This is a genomic window from Nocardia elegans NBRC 108235 (assembly GCF_001612845.1).
Classification (GTDB): Bacteria; Actinomycetota; Actinomycetes; order Mycobacteriales; family Mycobacteriaceae; genus Nocardia; species Nocardia nova.
This window is the reverse complement of sequence record NZ_BDBF01000042.1, coordinates 21,161-41,112: the sequence shown is the minus strand read 5'-3', so window position 1 is coordinate 41,112 and position 19,952 is coordinate 21,161. Positions and strand designations below refer to the sequence as shown.

The 19,952-nt window shown below is 68.6% G+C and carries 17 protein-coding genes; 12 read left to right on the top strand and 5 right to left on the bottom strand.

Annotated features, from left to right (window positions below):
* Position 1: 1 nt before the first annotated feature.
* The 8 genes from nuoH to NE2_RS26150 all read left to right on the top strand — a co-directional run bounded on the left by nuoH (position 2) and on the right by NE2_RS26150 (position 9,985).
* Positions 2–1,855, top strand: coding sequence for an NADH-quinone oxidoreductase subunit NuoH (nuoH, locus tag NE2_RS26185; protein ID WP_063030396.1), 1,854 nt, complete (start codon positions 2–4; stop codon positions 1,853–1,855).
* Positions 1,852–2,721, top strand: a complete 870-nt coding sequence (locus NE2_RS26180) for an NADH-quinone oxidoreductase subunit J (RefSeq protein WP_084494336.1) — start codon at positions 1,852–1,854, stop codon at positions 2,719–2,721. Before nuoH ends, NE2_RS26180 begins: the two co-directional genes overlap by 4 nt.
* Positions 2,718–3,017 carry an NADH-quinone oxidoreductase subunit NuoK gene (gene nuoK, locus NE2_RS26175; protein ID WP_025350204.1) on the top strand — a complete coding sequence of 100 codons (300 nt, stop codon included), beginning with the start codon at positions 2,718–2,720 and terminating at the stop codon, positions 3,015–3,017. The genes NE2_RS26180 and nuoK overlap by 4 nt, the downstream gene beginning before the upstream one ends.
* Before the next feature lies 1 nt (position 3,018).
* Positions 3,019–4,923 (top strand): NADH-quinone oxidoreductase subunit L, encoded by a 1,905-nt coding sequence (gene nuoL / locus NE2_RS26170; protein ID WP_063030361.1) that lies wholly within the window; start codon positions 3,019–3,021, stop codon positions 4,921–4,923.
* Entirely contained in the window at positions 4,920–6,569 is a 1,650-nt protein-coding gene (locus NE2_RS26165; RefSeq protein WP_063030359.1) for an NADH-quinone oxidoreductase subunit M, read from the top strand. The genes nuoL and NE2_RS26165 overlap by 4 nt, the downstream gene beginning before the upstream one ends.
* Positions 6,566–8,191 carry an NADH-quinone oxidoreductase subunit NuoN gene (nuoN, locus tag NE2_RS26160; RefSeq protein ID WP_063030357.1) on the top strand — a complete coding sequence of 542 codons (1,626 nt, stop codon included), beginning with the start codon at positions 6,566–6,568 and terminating at the stop codon, positions 8,189–8,191. Before NE2_RS26165 ends, nuoN begins: the two co-directional genes overlap by 4 nt.
* Positions 8,192–8,301: 110 nt before the next feature.
* Entirely contained in the window at positions 8,302–9,123 is an 822-nt protein-coding gene (locus NE2_RS26155; RefSeq protein WP_063030355.1) for an SAM-dependent methyltransferase, read from the top strand.
* A gap of 37 nt (positions 9,124–9,160) precedes the next feature.
* Entirely contained in the window at positions 9,161–9,985 is an 825-nt protein-coding gene (locus tag NE2_RS26150) for a cyclase family protein (protein ID WP_063030353.1), read from the top strand.
* 30 nt (positions 9,986–10,015) lie between these two features.
* On the opposite strand, the gene NE2_RS37290 is transcribed toward NE2_RS26150, so the two are convergent.
* Genes NE2_RS37290 through NE2_RS26135 form a run of 3 tightly spaced genes read right to left on the bottom strand, consistent with a single transcriptional unit; the run spans position 10,016 to position 11,858 of the window.
* Entirely contained in the window at positions 10,016–10,627 is a 612-nt protein-coding gene (locus tag NE2_RS37290) for a DUF4232 domain-containing protein (RefSeq protein ID WP_233429882.1), read from the bottom strand.
* A 31-nt stretch (positions 10,628–10,658) separates the two neighbouring features.
* Positions 10,659–11,222 carry a maltokinase N-terminal cap-like domain-containing protein gene (locus NE2_RS26140; RefSeq protein WP_063030351.1) on the bottom strand — a complete coding sequence of 188 codons (564 nt, stop codon included), beginning with the start codon at positions 11,220–11,222 and terminating at the stop codon, positions 10,659–10,661.
* 9 nt (positions 11,223–11,231) lie between these two features.
* Positions 11,232–11,858 carry an HdeD family acid-resistance protein gene (locus NE2_RS26135; RefSeq protein ID WP_063030349.1) on the bottom strand — a complete coding sequence of 209 codons (627 nt, stop codon included), beginning with the start codon at positions 11,856–11,858 and terminating at the stop codon, positions 11,232–11,234.
* Between the two features lie 183 nt (positions 11,859–12,041).
* Here NE2_RS26135 and NE2_RS26130 point away from each other — a divergent pair, with 183 nt between their 5' ends.
* The 3 genes from NE2_RS26130 to NE2_RS26120 all read left to right on the top strand — a co-directional run bounded on the left by NE2_RS26130 (position 12,042) and on the right by NE2_RS26120 (position 15,288).
* Positions 12,042–13,355: a cytochrome P450 gene (locus NE2_RS26130; RefSeq protein WP_063030347.1), complete on the top strand. Its 1,314-nt coding sequence runs from the start codon at positions 12,042–12,044 to the stop codon at positions 13,353–13,355.
* A 253-nt stretch (positions 13,356–13,608) separates the two neighbouring features.
* Positions 13,609–14,283: an NAD(P)H-binding protein gene (locus NE2_RS26125; protein WP_063030345.1), complete on the top strand. Its 675-nt coding sequence runs from the start codon at positions 13,609–13,611 to the stop codon at positions 14,281–14,283.
* A 33-nt stretch (positions 14,284–14,316) separates the two neighbouring features.
* Positions 14,317–15,288 (top strand): EamA family transporter, encoded by a 972-nt coding sequence (locus NE2_RS26120; RefSeq protein WP_063030343.1) that lies wholly within the window; start codon positions 14,317–14,319, stop codon positions 15,286–15,288.
* Here NE2_RS26120 and NE2_RS26115 read toward each other — a convergent pair.
* Together NE2_RS26115 and NE2_RS26110 are read right to left on the bottom strand one after the other, a co-directional pair.
* Entirely contained in the window at positions 15,261–16,019 is a 759-nt protein-coding gene (locus tag NE2_RS26115) for a MerR family transcriptional regulator (RefSeq protein ID WP_063030394.1), read from the bottom strand. The two genes, NE2_RS26120 and NE2_RS26115, sit on opposite strands and share 28 nt — an antisense overlap.
* A 74-nt stretch (positions 16,020–16,093) precedes the next feature.
* On the bottom strand, positions 16,094–16,723 hold the full coding sequence (locus NE2_RS26110; RefSeq protein WP_063909488.1) for a TetR/AcrR family transcriptional regulator: 630 nt from the start codon (positions 16,721–16,723) through the stop codon (positions 16,094–16,096).
* Positions 16,724–16,771: 48 nt separating this feature from the next.
* Between NE2_RS26110 and NE2_RS26105 the strand changes: the two genes are divergently transcribed.
* A complete protein-coding gene (locus tag NE2_RS26105) occupies positions 16,772–19,945 on the top strand; it encodes a carboxyl transferase domain-containing protein (protein WP_063030339.1) in 3,174 nt (1,057 codons plus the stop codon).
* Positions 19,946–19,952 lie beyond the last annotated feature (7 nt).

The window sequence follows — 19,952 nt, the reverse complement described above, 5'->3', positions numbered from 1 at the left end:
GATGTCGCCGGCCGTGCTGGTCTCGGCCCCGGCCGATCTGTCCGCCTTCGGCCACGACCCGTGGTGGCTGGTTGTGGTCAAATCCATCGGTATCTTCATCTTCCTGCTGCTCATCCCGCTGCTCGCGGTGGTGATCGAGCGCAAGGTGGTGGCCTGGATGCAGATGCGGGTCGGACCCAATCGGGTCGGGCCGCGCGGTTCGCTGCAATCCATCGCCGACGGGGTGAAGATGCTCCTCAAAGAGGACATCGTCCCGGCGATGGTGGACAAGCCCATCTACATTCTGGCGCCGATCGTCGCGCTGATTCCGGCGGTGATGGCCTTCGCGGTGATACCGCTCGGACCGGAGGTGTCGATCTTCGGCACCCGCACACCGCTGCAGTTGACCGATATGCCGGTGGGGGTGCTCTACATCCTCGCGATGACCTCGATCGGGGTCTACGGCATCGTGCTGGCGGGATGGTCGTCGGGATCGACGTATCCGCTGCTCGGCGCTCTGCGGTCGACCGCGCAGGTGATTTCCTACGAGATCGCGATGGCGGCCTGTTTCGCGGCAGTGTTCCTGCTGGCCGGGACCATGTCCACCTCCGGCATCGTGGATCGGCAGTGGGGCACCTGGAACGTGTGGCTGCTGCTGCCGTCGTTCGTCATCTACGCGGTGGCGATGGTCGGCGAAACCAACCGCGCCCCCTTCGATCTCCCCGAGGCCGAGGGTGAACTCGTCGGCGGTTTCCACACCGAATACTCGTCGCTGAAATTCGCGATGTTCATGATGGCCGAATACATCAACATGGGCACTGTCTCGGCGCTGGCCACCACACTGTTCTTCGGCGGCTGGCACGCACCCTTCCCGCTGAACCTGTGGGACGGCGCGAATTCGGGCTGGTGGCCGCTGCTGTGGTTCACGCTGAAGATCTGGACGTTCCTGTTCGTCTTCATCTGGTTGCGCGGGACGCTGCCACGGTTGCGCTATGACCAGTTCATGAATCTCGGCTGGAAACTGCTCATTCCGGTGTCGCTGCTGTGGGTGATGATCGTCGCGACACTGAAGGTCGTGCAGGACAACGGCCACGACGTGCAGACCACGGGCCTCGTGATCGCCGGGGTGATCATGTCGGTGGGCCTGCTGGCGATTATGCTGCGCGCCGGGCGTGCCGGCGACAATCTCGCACCGGAAACCACTGGCACGAAACAGTTCTCGGACTTCCCAGTTCCGCCGATGCCCGAAACCGCGCCGGCTGCCACCAAAGCCGGTCTGCTGGAACCCATCGGCGGATTCTGGGTCACCTTCGTCACGATGTTCAAAAAGAAGAACACCGAGTTCTACCCCGAGGAGAAGGTGCCGACCGCGCCGCGCTACCACGGCCGCCACCAGCTCAACCGCCATCCCGACGGTCTGGAGAAGTGCATCGGCTGCGAACTGTGCGCGTGGGCCTGCCCCGCGGACGCGATCTACGTCGAGGGCGCCGACAACACCGAGAGCGAGCGCTACTCCCCCGGCGAACGCTACGGCCGCGTCTACCAGATCAACTATCTGCGCTGCATCGGCTGCGGACTGTGCATCGAGGCGTGCCCCACGCGGGCATTGACGATGACCAACGAATACGAGATGGCCGACGACAATCGCGCCGATCTCATCTACGAGAAGGACCGGCTGCTCGCGCCGCTGGGCGACGGGATGATCGCCCCGCCGCACGCCGCCTATCCGGGCGCCACCGAGGAGGACTACTACCTGGGCGCGGTGCCCGCCGCCCCCGGCAGCGACCGCGATACCGGGCTCCGTCCCACCGGCACCACCGCCGCGGACACCGGTCGCGAACCGGCGGCCACCGGTGCGCAAGGAGGTGCGCAATGACCCCGGCCGCGAATGTGCTTGCCGCCGAAGCTGCCACCCGTACCTCGACCGGGGAGGCGGTGCTGTTCTGGGTCCTCGCCGTGGTCGCGGTGGCGGGCGGTCTGGGCATGGTGTGTGCCCACAAGGCCGTGCACTCCGCGCTGTGCTTGGCGGCCACCATGATCACCCTGTCGGTGTTCTACATCGCCCAGGACGCGCTGTTCCTGGGTGTGGTGCAGATCGTGGTGTACACGGGCGCGGTCATGATGTTGTTCCTGTTCGTCCTGATGCTCGTCGGCGTCGACTCGGCCGAATCGCTGCGGGAGACGTTGCGCGGGCACCGCATCGGTGTCGTCGTGGTGGGTGTCGGATTCGGGCTGCTGCTGATCGGGGCGATCGCCCGGGGCGTGCGCGACGATTCGGTGGCGGCGACGGGTCCCGGATTCGGCGCCGACCCGATCGGCGCGCTGGCAGAGCTGATCTTCGTGCGTTACGTGTGGGCCTTCGAGCTCACCGGGGCGCTGCTGATCACGGCAACCATCGGCGCGATGGTCCTCGCGCATCGGGAACGGTTCGGTCCGCGCACCGGGCAGCGCGAGCAATCGCAGCGCCGCCTGCGTGAAGGCCACCGCATCACGCCCCTGCCCACCCCCGGTGTCTATGCCCGCCACAACGCCGTCGACGTGCCGGCCCGGCTGCCCGACGGCTCGTTCGCCGAACTGTCGGTGAGCACCATCCTGCGCCATCGTCGGCGCCGCGCCCACACCGAGGACGCGGTGATCGGTATGCGAGAAGGCAACGGCGGCAACGGCGGTGGCGAGAACGAGCGCACCGACAGCAACGGCGCTCACGCGACCGGCGACAACGAGAGGAAGGCTCCGCGGTGAATCCGGACAACTACCTGTATCTGTCCGCCCTGCTGTTCACCATCGGCGCGGCCGGGGTGCTGGTGCGGCGCAACGCGATCGTGGTGTTCATGTGCATCGAATTGATGCTCAACGCGGTCAATCTCGCCTTCGTCACCTTCGCCCGGCAGCACCACAACCTCGACGGGCAGGTGTTCGCGTTCTTCACGATGGTCGTCGCCGCGGCGGAAGTCGTCGTGGGCCTGGCGATCATCATGACCATCTTCCGCACCCGCCGCTCGACCTCGGTCGACGACGCCAACCTGTTGAAGTACTGACGTGGGTACCGGGAATCTGCTCTGGCTGCTGCCGGCCCTCCCCGCCGCCGGCGCGCTGATCCTGCTGCTGGCAGGACACCTGAGCGACCGCTGGGGCCATTGGATGGGCTGCGCGACGGCGGTCGGCTCGTTCGGCGTGGCGGTGTGGGCGTTCGCCGAGATGCTCGGCCGTGCCGGCGCCGATCGAGCGGTGTCACACAACTTCTTCAGCTGGATACCGGTGGCCGGACTCCAGGCGGAGTTCTCGCTGCAACTGGATCAGCTGACGATGTGTTTCGTCCTGCTGATCACCGGCGTCGGCTCGCTGATCCACATCTACTCGGTCGGTTACATGAGCGACGATCCGGCGCGGCGGCGGTTCTTCGCCTACCTCAATCTGTTCCTGGCCGCGATGCTGATCCTCGTCATGGCCGACAACTATCTGGTGCTCTATCTCGGCTGGGAGGGCGTGGGCCTGGCCTCGTACCTGCTGATCGGGTTCTGGCACGAGAAGCCGTCCGCGGCGGCGGCGGCGAAGAAGGCCTTCGTGGTCAACCGTGTCGGCGACATGGGGCTGGCGATCGCGCTGTTCCTGATGTTCGCCACCTTCGGTTCGGTCGATTTCGGGCACGTGTTCGCCGGTGTCCCGCAGGCGAGCGAAGGCACCCTGACCGCACTGGGCCTGCTGTTGCTGCTCGGCGCGTGCGGTAAATCCGCGCAGGTGCCGCTGCAGTCCTGGCTCGGCGACGCGATGGAAGGCCCGACTCCGGTGTCGGCGCTCATCCACGCCGCCACGATGGTGACCGCGGGTGTGTATCTGATCGCGCGGTCGAACGCGATCTTCGACGCGGCCCCGGCGGCGCGCGCGGGCGTGCTGGTGGTGGGCGCGGTGACGTTGCTGTTCGGCGCCGTGATCGGCTGTGCGAAGGACGACATCAAGAAGGCGCTGGCGGCGTCCACGATGAGTCAGATCGGCTATATGGTGCTGGCCGCCGGACTGGGGCCGGCCGGATATGCCGTGGCGATCATGCATCTGCTCACCCACGGCTTCTTCAAGGCCGGATTGTTCCTCGGCGCCGGATCGGTCATGCACGCGATGAACGACGAGACGGATATGCGCCGTTACGGCGGGCTGCGAAAGTATCTGCCGATCACGTTCGTCACCTTCGGGCTCGGCTATCTGGCGATCATCGGGGTGCCGCCGTTCGCGGGGTTCTTCTCCAAGGACCGGATCATCGAGGCCGCGTTCGGCTACGGCGGCGCGAACGGCATCACCCTCGGCGCCGCCGCGCTGCTCGGCGCCGGGATCACCGCCTTCTATATGACGCGCGTGATGTTGTTGACGTTTTTCGGCGAAAAGCGTTGGGCTGCAAACGATTCCGAGCAAGAGCCGCATCCGCACGAAGCCCCCGCGGTGATGACCGGCCCGATGATCGTGCTGGCGATCGGCTCGGTGTTCTCCGGCGGGGTGTTCGTTTTCGGATCGTCGCTGCAGAACTGGCTGGCACCGGTGGTCGGCACCGAACATGCCGAAAGCGCCGTGCCGGCGTGGGCGGTCACCGTGGCCGCGCTGGTCGTGGTCGCGATCGGTGTCGCGGTCGCCTACCGCCAGTACGCGCGGCGGCCGGTGCCGCGCACCGCCCCGCAGGACGTCACACCGTTGACCGTCGCGGCTCGCCGCGATCTGTACGGCGACGCGTTCAACGAAGCCGCGTTCATGCGTCCGGGCACTCACCTGACCCGCTCGCTGGTCTTCCTCGACAACCGCGGTATCGACGGCATCGTCAACACCACGGCCGCGGTGATCGGCGGCCTGTCGGCGCGAATCCGGCGCGTGCAAACGGGTTTCGTGCGCTCGTACGCCCTGTCCATGTTCACCGGCGCGGCCCTGGTGGTCGCGGCCCTGCTGGCGGTGAGGTTGCTGTGACGGAGTATCCCTGGCTGACCACACTGTGGGTGCTGCCCCTGGCCGGCGCCGTCGTGGTGCTGGCCGTTCCGGCCGGCCGGCGCACGGTGGCCCGGGTGACCGGACTCGTGTTGTCGCTGGCCACCTTGGCCGTCGCGATCGTGGTCGCGGTGCGGTTCGATCCCGGCGGTCCGCAATACCAACTCGTCGAATCACACCGCTGGATACCGGCTTTCGGCGCCGGCTACACCCTCGGCGTCGACGGCATCGCGCTGGTGCTGCTGCTGTTGACCGCCGCACTGGTGCCGCTGCTGATCCTCGCCGGATGGAAGGACGACCGCGAAGCGGGCAGCGGGCGGCGGGTCGCGCACATCTACGTCGCGCTCACCCTGATCGTCGAGTCGATGGTGCTGATCTCGTTCGTCTCGCTCGACATCCTGCTGTTCTACGTGTTCTTCGAGGTCATGCTGATCCCGATGTATTTCCTCATCGGCGGCTTCGGGCCCCGCACCAGCGGCGGTGAATCGGCGGCCGTGGAACTGGCACTGCGGCAGCAGCGTTCGCGCGCGGCGGTGAAATTCCTGCTGTACAACCTGTTCGGCGGCCTGATCATGCTGGCCGCCGTCATCGGGCTCTACGTACTCACCGCACGGGCACATGTCGGCGGTGAGGGTGGCACCTTCGATTTCCGGGCGGTCACGGCGGCGGCGAATTCCGGGCAGCTCGGCGCCGGTCCGGCCGTGCTCAACGCACTGTTCCTCGGCTTCATGTTCGCCTTCGCGGTGAAGGCGCCGCTGTGGCCGCTGCACACCTGGCTGCCCGGCGCGGCGGTGTCGGCGACACCGGCTAGCGCGGTACTGATGATGGCGGTGGTCGACAAGGTGGGTACCTTCGGCATGCTGCGCTACTGCCTGCTGCTGTTCCCGGCCGCCTCGACCACCTACGCGCCGATGATCAGTGTGCTGGCGGTGATCGGCATCCTCTACGGCGCGCTGCTGGCCATCGGGCAGACCGATGTGATGCGCCTGATCGCCTACACCTCGATCTCGCATTTCGGCTTCATCATCCTCGGCATCTTCGCGATGACCAATCAGGGCGGGTCGGGTGCGACGCTGTACATGGTCAACCACGGCATCTCGACCGCGGCGCTGTTCCTCATCGCGGGATTCCTGGTGTCGCGCCGCGGAACTCGGGTGATCGCGGAATTCGGCGGGGTACAGAAGGTGGCGCCGGTACTGGCGGGCACCTTCCTGATCGCGGGCCTGGCGACGCTCTCACTGCCCGGCCTCGCGCCGTTCGTGAGCGAATTCCTCGTCCTGTCCGGCACGTTCACCCGCTATCCGGTGGCGGCCGTGTTCGCCACCGGCGCACTGGTGCTGGCGGCGCTGTACGTGCTGTGGATGTACCAGCGCATGATGACCGGACCGGTCCGCAAGGGCAACGAGCGATTGCAGGATCTGCTGCCGCGCGAACTGCTGGTCGTGGTGCCGCTGCTGGCGGCGTTGCTGGTCCTCGGCGCGTATCCGAAACCGGTTCTCGACCGGATCAATCCGGCGGTGGCCGGCACGCTCACCACCATCGGCAAACACGATCCGGCGCCCACGGTCGCGCCGGATGCCGCGACCGTACCGGCCGCGACCACTCCGAGCGGAGGTAACCACCGGTGAATCAGCTTCTGGCCGCGACGGTTCCGGCTCCTTCGATCGAATATCACGCTTTGGCACCGATGCTCGTCGTCTTCGGTGTGGCCGTCGCCGGGGTGATCGCCGAGGCGTTCCTGCCCCGGTCCTGGCGCTATCCGGTCCATCTGGTGCTCGCGCTGGGCGGTTTGGTGGCGGCATTGGTGGCCGTGATCGCGCTCGCGGGCACTCATGCGACGGTGGCCGTCGGCGCGGTCGCCGTCGACAACGTGACGCTGATGCTGCAAGGCACCATTTTGGTGGTCGCGATTCTGGCGGTCGCGCTGATGGCCGAACGCGGTATCGAACCGCGGCTGGCGCGCGAAAGCCGGGAGGGCCCCGGGACCTGGAGCCGGGCGGCCGCGGCGGCTTCCGGTGCGGTCGTCGTCGACGCCTTCACTCCGCAGGCCGCGGCGGTGCCGGGCAGTTCGGACGAGATCGCGGCGGCGCGGGCCGGTATCACCACCACCGAGGTGTTTCCGCTGACCCTGTTCGCGGTCGGTGGCATGCTGCTGTTTCCCGCGTCCAACGATCTGCTGTCGATGTTCGTCGCGCTCGAGGTGCTGTCGCTGCCGCTGTATCTGCTGTGCGGGCTGGCTCGGCGGCGTCGGCTGCTGTCGCAGGAGGCGGCGCTGAAGTACTTCCTGCTGGGCGCGTTCGCGTCAGCGTTCTTCCTGTACGGGATGGCGCTGCTGTACGGCTACGCCGGCACGGTTCGCCTCTCCGGGATCGCCGACGCCGTGGCCCGCGATTCCGGCTCGAAAACCCTTGCGGTGCTGGGTGTGGCGATGCTGGTGGTGGGGTTGCTGTTCAAGATCGGTGCCGTGCCGTTCCAGTCATGGGTGCCCGATGTATATCAGGGGGCGCCGACCGCGGTCACCGCGTTCATGGCCGCGGCGACCAAGATCGCGGCGGTAGGTGCTCTGCTGCGCATCCTGCAGGTCGCGGTGCCGGGACTGAGTGCGGACTGGCGTCCGATCCTGGGCGCCGCGGCCGTGGCCACGATGGTGCTGGGCGCGATTCTCGCCGTCACTCAGACCGATGTGAAGCGCATGCTCGCCTACTCCTCCATCGCGCACGCCGGCTTTATCCTCACCGCGCTGGTGGCGGCCAATTCCGACGGGGTGTCGTCGGTGCTGTTCTATCTGGCCGTCTACGGCGTGAGCACGGTGGGTGCGTTCGCGGTGGTCACGCTGGTGCGCGACCGCGTGGGAGACGAGGCCACCGCGCTGTCGGCGTGGGCGGGGCTCGGGCGCCGTTCACCATGGCTGGCAACGGTTTTCGCGCTGTTTCTGCTGTCGTTCGCGGGCATTCCGCTGACCAGTGGCTTCGTCGGAAAATTTGCGGTGTTCTCGGCGGCCGCGTCCGGACATGCGGCGTATCTGGTGATCGTCGGTGTGATCTCGAGTGCGATCGCCGTGTTCTTCTACATTCGCGTCATCGTGCAGATGTTCTTCACCGATCCCCCGGAGGCACCGCCCGCCGTGGTCACCGCGCCGGTGACCACCATGGTCGTCATCGTCACCGGCGCCGCCACACTCGCCCTGGGTATCATGCCGCAGCCGCTGCTCGACCTGGCAAACCGCGCGGTCGGATTCGTCAGCGGATGATGCCGGAGACTGCTTCGGGAACAACGGTTCTCGTCGAGGTTGCACCGAAACGTCAACGGTGGCTCTAGGATCGAGTCCGACGACGACCTCCGCGCACAGAAACTGGTGTGATGACCGACAGCGCCGCACAGGTGGATCAATCGAAGCCGAGCATCGCCCGCGTGTACGACTATCTGCTGGGCGGGCGCGACAATTACGCCGTCGACCGCAAGGTCGGTGACTACTTCATCAACGATCTACCGGGTTCGGTCGCCATCGCCTATGCCAATCGGCAGGCCATGATTCGCGCGGTCGCCGATATTGCGGACTCCGGTGTGCGCCAGTTCATCGATATGGGCAGCGGGTTGCCGACCGTCGACAATGTGCATCAGGTCGCCCAGCGTCACCTCGACACCGCGCGCGTGGTGTACGTGGACAATGATCCGATCGTGCTGGCCCATGGTCGCGCCCTGCTGTCCGCCGACGACAACACCACGGTCATCCACGCGGATCTGCGCGATCCGGAGGCCATCTTCTCTCATCCGGACCTGCGGCGGCTGATCGATTTCGACGAGCCGGTGGCGGTGATCTTCAGCGCGATCCTGCACCATCTCAACAACGACGAGAATCCGGCCGACCTGGTGAAGTGGTGGACCGACCGGATCCCGGTGGGCTCACAGATCTACATCTCGCATTTCCGCTCCGGCTTCAACGAGGAGACGCAGGCCGCGGAGGAGAAGCTCCAGGCGACCTTCGGGCGTGGCCGCTGGCGTTCGGACGAGGAAATCCTCGATCTGTTCGGCGATCTCGAGGTGCTCGAGCCGGGGCTGGAGATCTGCGCCCGGTGGCGGCCCGCCGACGCCGACGCCTCGGTCTCGCGCATCGGCCCCGCCGAGCGCGAGCCCACGCTGTGGGAACAACTGATCGCATGCGCCCTGGCCCGTAAGTCGTAGCGGTCACACGTCGCGGGGCACTAAGCTTCCGGGCACCATGTGCGCACCTCGGATCGTCCGGATCGCCCACGACGGTGCCGATTTCGCGACGGTCCCGTCGCGGCGCGCCTTGGCGGGCGCGGCCGGCCTCGCGGCACTGGCGGTGGCGGCCACCGCACCCGCCGCACGCCCGCGCGCCGGAGCCGTCGTCGATCTCACCCATCCGGTGGGCCCGAATACGCCGATGTGGCCGGGCAATCCGCCGTTCGCGATGGTTCCGGTGGCATGGCATGCGCTGGGCAGTTTCGACCAGAACACGATCGCGTTGTGGGAGCACACCGGAACCCATGTCGATGCGCCGCTGCGCCGCGCCTCCGTCGGGGCATCGGGCGGCACCTTCTCGGTGCGTGATCTGGTGGCTCCGCTCATCGTGATCGACATCAGCGCGAAGGCGGCGTTCGACGTCGACGCGACGGTCACGATCGACGACATCGATGCCTTCGAGCGAATCTACGGCCGCATTCCGCCCCGGGCCTTCGTCGCCATGTACTCCGGGTGGGAACGCCGGCTCGCCCATCCGGCGGCCTTCGTCAACCTCGACGTCCAGGGCACCCCGCGTGCGCCCGGCTTCTGCGCCGAGGCCGCGGATTACCTTGTGCGCCAGCGCGATATCGTCGGCGCGGGGGTGGATACACTCAGCCTCGACCATGCGGACGATCCCGACTACGGCGCACACACCGCCTTCCTCGGCGGCGGGCGCTACGGCGTGGAGATGGTGGCCAATCTCGGCTCGGTCCCGCCGACCGGCGCCACCGTCGTGGTCGGCGCGCCCGAACACATCGGCGGTACGGGCCGACCGTGCCGAATGCTCGCCTACACCTGAGGCCCGGCACCCCCGCCGGCTCGGATCACCTCAGCCGGTGACCGGATGCACCTCCAGAGCGCAGGTGTCGATGGTGGTGTGCACGGTGCGGGTGTAGGTCGAATCGGGAGCTGTCACATCGAGACTCGTGTACAGCGGGCAGTCTTCGCCGGCCGGGCCCATCGCGGAGCCTTCCACGACCGCGCGGGCGGGGCGACCGGGCAGCACCGTGACGGCGGGCGGCGTGTCGTCGTCGCGGGGCAGGCCCCCCATATATCCGCGCGGGGTGCGTCGGGCGTGCAGGGCCGGGCCGCCCTCGCCCGTGTCGACGCCGGGATAGCCGCCGATCGTGCAGGGCGGGGTGTCGGCGGCGAGGGCGAAGCTCAGTTCGACGCCGCGATGCATCATCCCCGGCGAGAGGGTGTGGGCGGTGATGTCCAGCTGGCGTGGCCGGCACGCCGCGATGGCCGGCGCGGCGGTGGTGGGCCCCGGTGTGGGGGTGTGCTGCGGCGAAGGCGACTGCGCGGCAGGCGTTTCGGTGGCCGGTCGCGCGGAGGGTGCGGTCCCGGAGTCACGTTGCGCACAACCGGCGAGGGTGGTGGCGGCGGTCGCGCCGAGCAGCACCACCGCAGCCGTCCGATATCCGTATCTGCCGAACCTCACCTCGACTCCTTCCGACCGCACGCGTGCGCGCTCAGTTCACCGCTACCTCCAGCACTACCCCCGCCGCCGGCGCGCCCTCCGCATCGGTCCAGCTCACCCGGGCCCACCCGGGCGCGGAGGCGGCCGACGGCGAGGGAATCCGATTGACGCGCACCGCGTTCGGCGTTTCCGGATCGGCGGCGGACACCTCGACGGTGTCGGCGGGGGCGTCGCTGCGGTTCTGGTCCTGGGCCACCGCGCGTCCGGCGAGCAGCGCCGCCATCTGCGCGAGGGCCACCGGGTCGTGCGCGGCGTCGTAGATCCAGCGAGTCCCGAGCACACCGTGTTCGGAGGTGCCGATCAACGCCGCCTCCGCGCCGGGCAGCGGGGCGCCGCGATAGGTCATCGGCACGTGGTAGACGGGGTGGCGGGGATCGGCGGTGTCGACGACGAGCATATGCTCGATGCCCACCTCCCCGTCGGGGTCGTCGAGGCGGAACCCGCCCGCCTTGTGCAGGTGCGGCGTTGTGCCGGTGAACCATTCGCGCGTCGGCAGCCATGCGGTGAGCAGTTCGAGTTTGCCGGGCTCGAGGGTGGTGTGGTGAACGACAGCCATGTCCCGACCCTAATCCGCGGCCCGGACGGGGGTCTGCGCGCGCGGTCCGAGCAGGCCGCGCACCCCCACCGGGTCGCCACCACCTTCGGGACGGCGGACGCGGACGGCCATGCGGATCTCCATCGCGCCGAGCAGCATCAGGCAGACGCCGACCAGAACCGACAGGGCCGCGACGGTGTCGATCGGCCACACCAGCACGATGAGCCCGGCCAGCAGTGTCGCCAGGCCGTAGCCCTCGCGCCGGCCCGGCTTCGGCAGGTCCTCCGACCAGGCAGCGACGATCGCCTGCACGATGCCGCGGATCATCCATCCCATGCCGACCCACATCGCCAGCAACGCCACCCAGTCACCGCTGCGCATGCACCACAGCGCCAGCAGCACCGACAGGGCGCCGCTCCCGAATTCCAGCGCCTTGAGCCCGCCGCGGATGCGCGCGCGGAAGGCGACCGTGAGCTGCCAAGCGGCGGTCAGCAGCAGCGTCGTTCCGAGCAATAGTTCCGCTACCGGAACGGACTTATCGGGCCAAACGAGCAGAATCACCCCGACGGTGATCGACGCACAGCCGATCGCACACGCCAGGTGCCAGGCATCACCAGCGAAGACATCCCTGCGTCCGGCCGCTCGGAAGGTGGGCATGGCCCCGATGATATGGCCCCGGACGGTGCACCCTGCGCAATTTCACGGGTTCGGCCCGGCCGATCCAGCTATCGGACAGCCGCCCACTGCTCATGGAACGTGTGTGGTCCGGTAACGGTTACCGGGCTACCGTGGGGTGGATATCGGATCTCGCACCGCCGCGGACCGTCGGGAGGTAGCCCCATGACCACTGTGTTCCCGCCGGGTCCCCGGCTGCCGCGGGTGGCTCAGACGCTGTTGCACGCGAAGTGGCGGGGCTGGTTCGCCGGGGTGGCCTCGCGCCGCTACGGCGATGTCTACACGATGCGCATGATCGCACCGTATGCCGAGAATCTGGTGGTGTTCTCGCGTCCGGAACACATCCGCGAGATCTTCGCCGGCGCCCCCGCGGATCTGCATGCCGGCGAAGGCAATCGGGTGCTGGAGCCGGTGATGGGACAGCATTCGCTGTTACTCACCGACGAGGACGAGCACGCGCGAGCCCGCCGGCTGCTGATGCCGGCGTTCACCGGCTCGGCGCTGCGCGGCTACCGCGACCTGGTCGAGGCGATCGCCAAACACCACATCGACCAGTGGCAGCCGGATACCACGCTGGTGACGCTGCCACGGATGAACGAACTGACACTCGATGTGATCATGCAGGTGGTGTTCGGCATCAGCGAGCAGCGCGGACGTGCCGAGCTCGCGCCGCGGCTGCGGTACCTGGTCGATGTCGGCCCGCTGATCTTCCTGGGCTGGAAATGGCATCGGCTGCAGCGTTTCGGCCCGTGGAAGCGATTCGCCGACAACAAGAATGCGATCGACGCGCTGCTCTACGAGGAGATCGCGCGACGGCGCGACGAGGCGGATCCCGGTGAGCGCGCCGACGTGCTGGCCCGGTTGCTCGCGGTGGGCGCGGAGGCCGGCGACGAGCCGCTCTCGGATGCCGAACTGCGCGATCAGTTGGTGACCCTGCTGCTGGCCGGGCACGAAACCACCGCGTCGGCGCTGTCGTGGGCGATGTTCGAATTGGCCGCTCATCCCGAGGTGCAGCAGCGGGCGCGCCGCGCGGCCGCCGAGGGCGACGACAAATATCTGGAAGCGGTGCTCAAGGAGGCGATGCGCCGCCATCCGGTCATCGGCGGCACACTGCGCCGGCTCACGCGCGAGACGACGATCGGCGGGTACACCCTGCCCCGCGGCACCGTTGTGCAGACCTCGATCGTGCTGGCGCATGCGAATCCGGACAATCATCCCGAACCCGAAAGTTTCCGACCCGAACGCTTTCTCGACGGCAGCGTGGCCGCCAACACCTGGCTGCCGTTCGGTGGCGGTGTGCGTCGCTGTATCGGCGCCGGATTCTCACTCATGGAGGGCACGGCGGTGCTGTCGGAAGTGCTGAGCCGATTCGCCCTGGCGCCGGTGCGCACCCACGAACGCGGCCGCATCCGCAACATCACCAATGTGCCCGCTCACGGTGCGCCGGTGTTGCTGCGACCGCACCCGGGCACGCTCTGATCCCACACGAGCGATCCCACAGCACCGATCCCGCGGCACTCCGGCCCGCTACTGCACTCGTTCCCAGCCGCGCGGCGGCCGGTGCGCCCCGAGCGACACATCCCGACTGCGCACAACGGATACGGAGTCGAAATCGGTGACGATCAGCGACCACCCAGCATGCCGTGCCACCGTGCACCCGGGCGCGGGACGTTTCGGCGCGGAGTCCACAATCGGCAGTGGACCGCACTCGCCGACAGAGAGGTGATCGCTCGTGAAGGTATTCCAGATCGGCGCGGCCGGCGGCGTGGGCCGCCGCCTCGCGCAACGCCTCGCGGACCGCGGTGACAAGGTCACCGGTATGCACCGCAATCCCGAACAGGCCGAGACCGTCGCGGCGACCGGGGCGACGCCGGTGACCGGCGATCTGATCCACGATACGGTGGAGGAATTGGCGGCCGAGATCGCCGGGCACGACGCGGTGGTGTTCTCCGCGGGCGCGCACGGCACCGGCCCCGACAAGACCACCGCCATCGACGGCGCCGGACTGGAGAAGGCCGCCGCGGCCGCCGCGCAGGCGGGCGTCTCGCGCTTCGTGCTGGTGTCGGTATTCCCCGATGCCGGGCGCGACCGCGAAACCTCGGCGGGGTTCGAACACTACATGCGGGTGAAGAAGTCCGCGGACGTCCATCTGACCCACACCGCGCTGGACTGGCTCATCGTGCGTCCGGGAACGCTGCTCGACGATCCGGGGTCCGGCACCGTCACCGCCGGCCTGGCCATCGAATACGGTTCGGTCTCCCGCGACGACGTCGCCGCCTTCATCGACGCGGCTTTGCACGAACCGGCACTGAACCGGGTCATCGTCGAGCTCACCGGCGGCAGCACTCCTGTCGCCGACGCGGTGGCCGAACTGGTGGCCGCGACCACCCCGCGCAAAACCATGTGACAGCCGACGCCGCCCGGCCTAGCGTTCTCGGGCATGTCGAGGATCGCGCCCGAGGTCACCACCGGGGGCCGGCTGGGTTCGGGCACGGGGTGCGCGATGGTGTCGGCGGTGTCGTTCGCACTCTCGGGCCCCTTGGCGCGCGGCCTGATGAACGCCGGCTGGAGTTCCGCGGCGGTGGTGATCGTGCGCGTCCTGGTCGGCGCCGCGGCACTCACGCCGATAGCGGCCGTCGCACTGCGGAAGAACTGGAAGTCGGTGCGCGGCAACGCGGCTCTGATCCTCGGCTACGGGCTGGTGGCGATCGCCGGAGTGCAGCTGGCGTATTTCACCGCCGTATCGCGTCTGTCCGTGGGAATGGCGTTGCTGATCCAGTACACCTCGCCGATCGCGGTGGTCGGTTGGTTGTGGCTGCGTCGCCACCAGCGTCCGGCCGGATCGACGGTGGCCGGAGCTTTCCTCGGCCTCACCGGCTTGTTCTTCGTGATCGACCTGCGGTCGGGCGCGGCCACCGACTGGATCGGCATCTGCTGGGCACTGCTGGCCATGGCCTGCGGGGCGGTGTACTTCCTGCTCTCGGCGCACGGCCACGGCACCCTGCCGGGAACCGTCCTGGCCACCGGTGGGCTGCTCGTCGGCGGACTCGGACTGCTCGCCGCCGGAGCGACGGGCGTCCTTCCGCTGCGAGCCACCGCGAATCCCGTTGTGTATCAAGGTGTCACGATGCCGTGGTGGCTGCTGATCGCGATTCTCGGCACCGTGACCGCTGCCCTGGCCTACGTCGCCGGCATCGCCGCCACCCGCCTGCTCGGCTCCCGGGCGGCGGCGTTCACGGGGCTGCTCGAAGTGGTGGCGGCCCTGATCGTCGCGTGGGCACTGCTCGGTGAGGCCCCGCACCCCGTCCAGTTGCTCGGCGGCGTGCTGGTCCTCACCGGCGTGCTCATCGTGCGCCGCGGCGAGGCGGCCAGTGCCTACACCGATCAGTCGGTGAGCCGCTGCTCGGCGTAGACGGCCATGGCGTCGCGCTGGTATTCGGCCAATCCGGGCGCGATCCGCTCGTAGTTCGCCTTGAACCGTTCGTCGTCGACATACATCTGGCCGAGGCAGGTGTACGCACTCCGGTTCGGGGTCCAGAAACGGCGGATCCCCTCGTACTGAGCGTGGATTTCGGCCTGTACCGCCGCATCCTCGACCGGTGTTCCGGCGGCCATGAATTCGGCCATCCGGATCATCGCCGCGGTCAGTTCCCGCTGCATGCGCTCGACGTCCTCGGCGGTCATACCGGCGGTCGCCTGCCGCGACTGCTCGAACTGTTCGGGCCAGCGCTCCCGGGCCTCGTCGTCGTACTGCGTGTGATCGAAGCCCGCGAACAGATTTTCCGGGCGGTTGATCTGCACTGACATCTCCTTGTTCCCTTCGAGTTCGGCGATGGTGCGCGCCACGGTCTCGGCCATCCGTCCCAGCCGGTCGCGTTCGGCGAGCAGCCGGGCGTACTGGCGTTTGAGCGCTGCCAGCGTGTCCGGTTCGGAGTCGACCGCCTCGGCGATCTCGGCGAGACCGAGCCCCAGCTCGCGCAGCACGAGGATTTGCTGCAGCCGCAACAGGCTCTGCTCGTCGTAGTAGCGATAGCCGTTGCTGCCCACATGGGCCGGGGTGAGCAAACCGATGTCGTCGTAGTGGCGCAAGGTGCGGGCAGTGACTCCCGACATCTTCGCCACCTCCGCGATCGACCAGCTCATGGTGCTTCCCATCTGTCCTGAGGCCGGTCGCTCCGGCCTCGTCTTCGACGGTAGAAGTTGCCGTAACGTGAAGGTCAAGCCGAAAAATCGGCGGCCGGGCGCAGCCCGAGCAGGGTTTCGGCGATCTGCCGCATCTCGGCCAGATACCGGGCGCGCTCGGGCGGCGGATCGGCCCGGCGGGCGAGCATGCCGCTGGTCAGCGCATAGCCGACTGTTTCGGCGACCACGCGAACCGGCGCCGCGGGGGTGACGGTCCCCGCACGGTGTTCCCGGTCCAGGTAGCGGGCGAAGCGGCGGATGGGACGTTCGGAGATTTCGGCGGCCAGCTCGCCGATCTCGGGGTCGACGGCGCCGCGCTCTTCGATCAACCGCAGCAGCGGGCCGGCGTGCAGGACCGCCTCGGCGAACGATTCTATGGTGGCGCGCAACATCTCTCGCGGATCGGAATCGGCCAGTTCGGGTTCCTGGGCGGCGAGGAATTCGTCGCGAACCCGGGTGGCGAGCGCGTGGAAGATCTCGTCCTTCGAGGCGAAGTAGACATACAGCGTCGCGCGGGAGACACCGGCCCGGGCGGTGATCGCGGCCACCGTCGTCGCCGCGTAGCCCCGTTCGATGAAAACGTCGGCCGCGGCATCGAGCAGGGCACGATGCCGGTCTGTATCCGAGCGCTCCCGGGCCGCTCGCACACTCCACGACGAGGTCATACCGTCCAGCATATTGACGTTGACGTCAATGTCAATCAAACTGGCGGCATGCAGGTGGTGGTGGCGAACCGAGGTGAAGTGGCGGTCCGTGTGTTGCGTACGGCGCGAGAGCGCGGCTACGGCACGTGGGCGTTGTCGACGGCGGACGAGCCGGACGCGATGCCGGTGCGGCTGGCAGACGAGGCGGTCCGGTTGCCGGGCTCGGGCGCCGCGGCCTACCTCGACATCGACGCCGTCGTCGCGGCCGCCGGCAGTGCGGGGCCGGGCGCGCTGGTACATCCGGGCTACGGATTCCTCAGCGAAAGCGCCGATTTCGCCGCCGCATGCGCGGCAGCGGGACTGGTGTTCGTCGGGCCGGCTCCGGAGGTGCTGCGAACCTTCGGCGACAAGGTGGCGGCCCGGCGTGCCGCGGAACAGGCCGGTGTCGCGGTGCTGCCCGCGACCGCCGGCGCCGCCGGGCCCGAGCAGATCGAGGCCCTGCTCCTCGCTCACCCCGAAGGCGTGATGATCAAGGCGACGGCCGGTGGCGGCGGCCGCGGGATGCGCGTGGTGCGCCGTCGCGAGGAACTGGCGCAGGCCTACGCACACTGCCGCGCCGAGGCTCGCGCGGGTTTCGGTGACGACACCGTCTATGCCGAGGCGTTGGTCGAACACGCCCGCCACATCGAGGTGCAGATCGTCGCCGACGGTTCGCGCGCGGTCGCGGTCGGCGATCGCGATTGCAGCGTGCAGCGGCGCCGCCAGAAATTGATCGAGATCGCGCCCGCGCCCTCGCTCCCGCCGGAGATGCGCGAGCGCCTGCATGCCGAGGCGGTACGACTGGCCGAAACGGTCGGTTGTCGTGGTGTGATCACGGTCGAATTCCTGGTGCGCGGCGACACCGCGTGGTTTCTCGAGGTCAATCCGCGGCTGCAGGTCGAGCACACCGTCACCGAGGAGGTGACGGGCCTGGATCTGGTGGCCGTACAGTTCGACCTCGTTCAGGGCCACACACTGAACGATCTCGCGCTGTCGCACGCCGCCCGCGGATATGCGGTGCAGGTGCGTGTCAATGCCGAAATCCTTAGCGCGACAGGTGATGTGCTGCCCAGCACCGGCGTGCTCACCCGGTTCACTCCCCCGACCGGATCCGGTGTGCGCGTCGACACCGCCGCCTACAGCGGGATGCGGCAGGGCGCCGGCTTCGATTCACTGCTGGCCAAGATCATCGCCCGCGGACCGACCTGTCCGGCAGCGCTGCGGCGCGCCGCCGACGCACTGGCCGAAACCACGATCGACGGCGTCGACACCACGGTCGCCCTGCAGCGGGCCGTCCTCGACGCCTTGCCCGGCGACACCACGGTCGACACCCTGTGGTTCGAACGCCACAGCGCCGAATTGGCGCGCCGAACCGAGGAATCCGCTCCCCCGCCGACACCGCCCGCGACCGGTGCCCCGGCCCCGGCGGAGCAGTTCGACGATGACGAGCAAGTCTTGCGCTCACCCCTGGGTGGCACGGTGATCAGCGTGGTCGAACCGGGCACGGTGGTGGCCGCGGGCGCCGAGGTCGCCGTCGTGGAGGCGATGAAGATGCATCACGTGGTCCGCGCCGGACAGTCGTTGCGAGTGGTGCGGGTGCTGGCCGAACCCGCGACGGTGGTGGATCCGCATGCAGCACTGCTGGTGTGGGACGACGCGGAGCACGACGGCGAACACGCCGACCTCACCGCCGTGGACCTCGACGCCGAACGCGAGGATCTCGCGGAGGTGCGGGCCCGCCACCGTGCCGGACTCGACGCCGCACGCCCGGAGGCGGTGGCCAAGCGACACCGGCTGGGGCGTCGCACCGCCCGCGAGAACATCGCCGATCTGGTCGACGACGACAGTTTCGTCGAATACGGGGCGTTGGCGGTGGCGGCGCAGCGTTCCCGGCGCAGCATCGAGGATCTCATCGCGAATACGCCGGCCGACGGGCTCGTCGCGGGCGTGGCGACCGTCAACGCCGGACGATTCGGTCACAACCGCGCCCGGGCGGTGGTGATGTCCTACGACTACACGGTGCTGGCCGGTACTCAGGGCATGCGCAATCACGCCAAGACCGACCGCATGCTGGAACTGGCCCGCGAACAGCGACTTCCGGTGGTGTTCTTCACCGAGGGCGGCGGCGGACGGCCCGGCGACACCGATCACTCGGGTATCTCGGGCCTGGACGTGACGACTTTCCGTGCGATGGCCGCCCTCTCGGGCACGGTCCCGCTGATCGGCATCGTGTCCGGGCGCTGCTTCGCCGGAAATGCCGCGCTGCTCGGCATGTGCGATGTCGTCATCGCCACGCCGGACGCCAATATCGGCATGGGCGGGCCCGCGATGATCGAGGGCGGTGGCCTGGGTGTCTACGCACCGGAAGAGATCGGCCCCGTGCGGGTGCAGCGCCGCAACGGTGTGGTGCACATCGTCGCGAGCGACGAGGCCGAGGCGGTGGCGATCGCGCGTGACTATCTCGGCTATTTCCAAGGGGCCCTCGACACGTGGGAGGAGCCGGACCCGCGGCTGGCCCGCCATGTGGTGCCGCAGGACCGGCTGCGCGCCTACGACATCCGCGCGGCCGTCGCCGCGGTCGCCGACACCGGTTCGGTCTTGGAATTGCGCCGCGATTGGGGCGCGGGCGTGGTCACCGCGCTGATCCGCGTGCAGGGCAGGCCCTTCGGGCTCATCGCCAACGACTGCCATCACCTCGGCGGTGCCATCGACGCCCCGGCGGCCGACAAGCTCAGTGCCTTCCTGCGACTGTGCGACGCACACGGGCTGCCCATCGTATCGCTGTGTGACACACCGGGTTTCATGGTCGGGCCGGAAGCCGAAACCCATGCCACCGTCACGAAGTTCAGCCGCCTGTTCATCGACGCGGCCGCCATGTCGGTGCCGTGGGGCACCGTCATTCTGCGCAAGGGCTACGGATTGGGTGCGCAGGCGATGGCGGCCGGCTCGTTTCGCGCCCCGCGCTTCGTCATCGCGTGGCCCACCGGGGAAATCGGCGGAATGGGTCTGGAGGGCGCCGTGCGGCTGGGGTTCGCGAAGGAACTCGCGGCAATCGAGGATCCGGTGCAGCGGGCCACCGCATTCGACAATCTGGTCCGCGCCGCCTACGAGAGCGGGAAGGCGCTCACCGCCGCGACGGTACTCGAACTCGACGACGTCATCGATCCGGCGCAGACGCGCCGCTGGATCGGCACCCTGCGCTGAGCGCGGG

What these genes read in the sequence shown, in the direction of transcription:
- NE2_RS26130 (WP_063030347.1), top strand. Translation starts at nt 12,042, where the DNA reads ATGACCACTGTGTTCCCGCCGGGTCCCCGGCTGCCGCGGGTGGCTCAG.
- NE2_RS26180 (WP_084494336.1), top strand. Translation starts at nt 1,852, where the DNA reads ATGACCCCGGCCGCGAATGTGCTTGCCGCCGAAGCTGCCACCCGTACC.
- nuoH (WP_063030396.1), top strand. Translation starts at nt 2, where the DNA reads ATGTCGCCGGCCGTGCTGGTCTCGGCCCCGGCCGATCTGTCCGCCTTC.
- NE2_RS26105 (WP_063030339.1), top strand. Translation starts at nt 16,772, where the DNA reads ATGCAGGTGGTGGTGGCGAACCGAGGTGAAGTGGCGGTCCGTGTGTTG.
- NE2_RS26140 (WP_063030351.1), bottom strand. Translation starts at nt 11,222, where the DNA reads ATGGCTGTCGTTCACCACACCACCCTCGAGCCCGGCAAACTCGAACTG.
- NE2_RS26150 (WP_063030353.1), top strand. Translation starts at nt 9,161, where the DNA reads ATGTGCGCACCTCGGATCGTCCGGATCGCCCACGACGGTGCCGATTTC.
- NE2_RS26115 (WP_063030394.1), bottom strand. Translation starts at nt 16,019, where the DNA reads ATGAGCTGGTCGATCGCGGAGGTGGCGAAGATGTCGGGAGTCACTGCC.
- NE2_RS26120 (WP_063030343.1), top strand. Translation starts at nt 14,317, where the DNA reads ATGTCGAGGATCGCGCCCGAGGTCACCACCGGGGGCCGGCTGGGTTCG.
- NE2_RS26155 (WP_063030355.1), top strand. Translation starts at nt 8,302, where the DNA reads ATGACCGACAGCGCCGCACAGGTGGATCAATCGAAGCCGAGCATCGCC.
- NE2_RS26110 (WP_063909488.1), bottom strand. Translation starts at nt 16,723, where the DNA reads ATGACCTCGTCGTGGAGTGTGCGAGCGGCCCGGGAGCGCTCGGATACA.
- NE2_RS26135 (WP_063030349.1), bottom strand. Translation starts at nt 11,858, where the DNA reads ATGCCCACCTTCCGAGCGGCCGGACGCAGGGATGTCTTCGCTGGTGAT.